General features: G+C 44.4%; 3 protein-coding genes. All 3 read right to left on the bottom strand.

What is annotated here, in order from left to right; genetic code table 11:
* Positions 1–1,554, bottom strand: a 1,554-nt coding sequence (gene pilW / locus ABYB02_RS15755; RefSeq protein WP_372763344.1) for a type IV pilus biogenesis/stability protein PilW, incomplete at its 3' end; no start/stop codon positions are given.
* A 138-nt stretch (positions 1,555–1,692) separates the two neighbouring features.
* Positions 1,693–2,823 carry a bifunctional tRNA (adenosine(37)-C2)-methyltransferase TrmG/ribosomal RNA large subunit methyltransferase RlmN gene (locus tag ABYB02_RS15760; protein WP_372763345.1) on the bottom strand — a complete coding sequence of 377 codons (1,131 nt, stop codon included), beginning with the start codon at positions 2,821–2,823 and terminating at the stop codon, positions 1,693–1,695.
* 181 nt (positions 2,824–3,004) lie between these two features.
* A complete protein-coding gene (gene ndk, locus ABYB02_RS15765) occupies positions 3,005–3,436 on the bottom strand; it encodes a nucleoside-diphosphate kinase (protein WP_004586996.1) in 432 nt (143 codons plus the stop codon).
* Between the last annotated feature and the right edge of the window lie 5 nt (positions 3,437–3,441).

The raw sequence follows: 3,441 nt of genomic DNA on the forward strand, positions 1-3,441 counted from the left end.
CATTACCCGATCTGACTCTTTTAGTCCATTCCATTGCAACAGCTTTTGTAGTTTAACATTGTATCGTACCGAAATGCTAAAGAGGTTTTCGCCAAACTCAATAATATGGAACGGCACACTTAACGGGGCAACGTTAGGGTTGAGCATCGGGCGCTGATTTTCGGTATTAGTTTGCGCGTTTCTCAGCGCAAAAGTATCGCTATTGCGCGCTTGGGTATTATTAAATACATCAGGGTTTTTAGTGGCTTGATAAAAAACCACGGCGCCGCTGTTAGCATTACTACTTGGCGTACTGGTATTCGTTACCGGAGCGACTGACTGATTGGCTGTTTGTGGCGCACCAAAGGAAATTATTTTAACGTCGTTTTGTTGCGTTGCCGTGCTTGCTGCGGGTTGCACTTTTGAGACAGCGGCACTGGGTTGATTTTGGCTGTTATCAACCGTACTGCTGGTTTTTTCAGCTGGCGTATTGATAAGCCCTACTGGGTTCTCGACGCTGGTCGTGTTCGCCGCAGCAGGTATTGTACTGGTTGTCGTTGCGCTAACGGTTTGCTCAGTGATAATAGCGTCAGCTTGCAGCACAGTCACTTGTGGCTGTTGCGTGTTGCTGTTGTGCGTATTGCTGGCAATTAAGCTGGTTGAATCGTTTTGGCTGGCGCGTTTTTTACGTACCACTTTTATTTTAGGTTTCGCCGCTAAGCGGGTTTCGTCGCTTTTGCTTTGTATTTTATCGAGTTGCGCTTGGCGGTATTTTTCACGTAATACTTCAAACTCGGTGTGTCTAATTTTATGCTCTCTAAGCGCAACAGCCTGCTCACTACTAGGGTAGGTTTGTAAAATGGTGGCCGCTATTTTTTCTGCCGCTTCTATTTTACCCATACGTTGTTTGATCAAATAATTGAGTAACAGCGCACGTGCTGAAATTTGTGCGGTATCTTCGTAGCGTTTTAACAGCTCTGTTGCTTTGTATAAGTCGCTTTTGGCGTAATATAACGCGGCTAAACTTATTAATGTTGAGGCACGTTGTGAGCTATGATTAATCGCTTGTTTAAAGTAGCTTTCGGCGTTGTCAAAGTCGTTAAATTCAATCGCGCACAACGCCAAGTTTTCATAACTTTGGGCAACACGAATATAGCTTGGAATTTCAATGGCTTTTAAAAATTGATCGGTCGCGCGATCGTATTCGTTAATACCGCACAAAAATACCCCATAGTTATTGAGCGTATTTGGATCGTCGGGCTTTATCGCCAAGGCTTTTTGATACGCTTTATCGGCGAGGGTATTTTCGCCTACTTGCTGGTAATAATAGGCTAAAGAATAATGGACTTCGGGTAGGTTGGGCGCGTAACTGTGTGCGCGTTCAAGATTATACTTGGCTTGCGAATTGTTACCGGTATTTAAATATTGTAGAGCCAGTGCAATACGTGTACGGGCTGCGCCTGCGTTATTAATTTTATTTTTGACAACGGGTTTATCACTGCCATTATAACTATTCTCGGTGACACAGCCAGCTAAGGCGAGCGTAGAGAGAGTTAAAATAAGTAAAGATCGCATTACCTAGTCTCTTTATTTTCTTCCATAGTGCCTATCTTACCTAAAAGCATCTACGTTGCATCAATTATTTAAAAATAAACGACTTAATAACAAGCGGTGTTGATCACGAGGCGATTCAACACCGCTGACTCACTTAATTTATGCTTGGTGAATATTAACGGCAATGGCGTTATCGTCACGCATTTTCTTTTTCGCCATGCGTTTTGTTCTATCAACAACATCGCCCGCTAATTGACCACAGGCCGCGTCGATATCATCACCGCGTGGGCGACGCACAATACAGGTAATGCCAGCTGCTTGTAATACCTTAGAAAAACGGTCAATGCGGCTATTGCTTGAACGGGTATATTCGTTACCCGGGAACGGGTTAAACGGAATAAGATTAACCTTAGACGGTGTGCCTTTAAGCGTTTTCACCAGTTCATGTGCCTGATCGGTACTGTCGTTTATGCCGTTAAGCATAACGTATTCAATAGTGACATCTTTATTCGCTTTTGAGCCATCGATATAACGACGACAGGCGGCTAAAAATTCTTCAATCGGGTATTTTTTATTGATGGGGACCAAAATATCACGCAACGCGTTATCGGGCGCATGCAGTGAAATAGCCAGTGCCACGTCTATTTTTTCTTTTAATAAATCCAGCGCAGGAACCACGCCCGAGGTACTTAGAGTAACGCGGCGCTTCGATAAACCAAAGCCCCAATCGTCCATCATCAGCTCCATGGCGGGCACCACGTTTTTCACGTTTAGCAATGGCTCACCCATGCCCATCATCACCACGTTAGTGACGGGGCGTTTTTCGCTGTTACCATCAAGGCCAATGTCTTTGGCCACACGCCATACTTGGCCAATGATTTCAGATACTTTTAGATTACGGTTAAAGCCTTGTTGGGCGGTAGAGCAAAAGGTACACTCAAGGGCACAGCCCACTTGTGACGAAACACACAAGGTAGCGCGCTCTTTTTCAGGGATCCACACGGCTTCTACTTCTTGGCCGCCTTCAAGCACCAAGGCGTATTTAATCGTGCCATCTTTAGCTTGCTGACGAACTGATATTTCGGGCGCAACAATTTCACACTCAGCTTTGAGCTTTTCTTTGAGCTTTTTGTTCACGTTGCTCATGTCGTCAAAGTTATCAACGCCAAAATGGTAAATCCATTTCATCACCTGGTCGCCACGAAACGGCTTCTCACCGAACGATACAAACAGCTCGCGCATTGCATCGCGATTTAAATCTAATAAATTAATCTTTTTTTGCTCGGCCATGAAACAACCTCAATTGGTGACGGTGGAGATAAACTACAGTGACGAATTGTACACAATTCATTCAATTTAATCATTAACTAAACAGTTAAATGGCTGCGAATAACCACTTAGTTAATGACTAAAAAAGGGCCCGAAAGCCCTTTTCATACTTTGCATCACAGGATTAGCTGTGAAACTCGAATTAACGAGTACGTGGACAAAGCTCTTCGTCAGCGAAGAAGTACGCGATTTCGCGTGCAGCAGATTCTACAGCGTCAGAGCCGTGAACTGCATTTTCGTCGATGCTGTCTGCGTAGTCTGCACGTAAAGTGCCTGCTAGTGCTTCAGCAGGGTTAGTAGCACCCATGATTTCGCGGTTTTTAAGAACAGCATTTTCGCCTTCAAGCACGGTAACCATTACTGGGCCAGATGTCATGAAAGATACTAAAGCGCCAAAGAAAGGACGCTCGCTGTGCTCTGCGTAAAAACCTTCAGCTTTCTCTTTTGAAAGGTGAACCATTTTAGCTGCAACGATTTTAAGGCCAGCAGTTTCGAAACGGTTGTAGATAGCGCCGATGTGGTTTTTAGCTACGGCATCTGGTTTTACGATTGAGAAAGTACGCTCTAAAGCCATCTTTA

It is taken from the genome of Pseudoalteromonas sp., from assembly GCF_041613455.1.
Lineage (GTDB): Bacteria > Pseudomonadota > Gammaproteobacteria > Enterobacterales > Alteromonadaceae > Pseudoalteromonas.

What these genes read in the sequence shown, in the direction of transcription:
- ABYB02_RS15760 (WP_372763345.1), bottom strand. Translation starts at nt 2,823, where the DNA reads ATGGCCGAGCAAAAAAAGATTAATTTATTAGATTTAAATCGCGATGCA.
- ndk (WP_004586996.1), bottom strand. Translation starts at nt 3,436, where the DNA reads ATGGCTTTAGAGCGTACTTTCTCAATCGTAAAACCAGATGCCGTAGCT.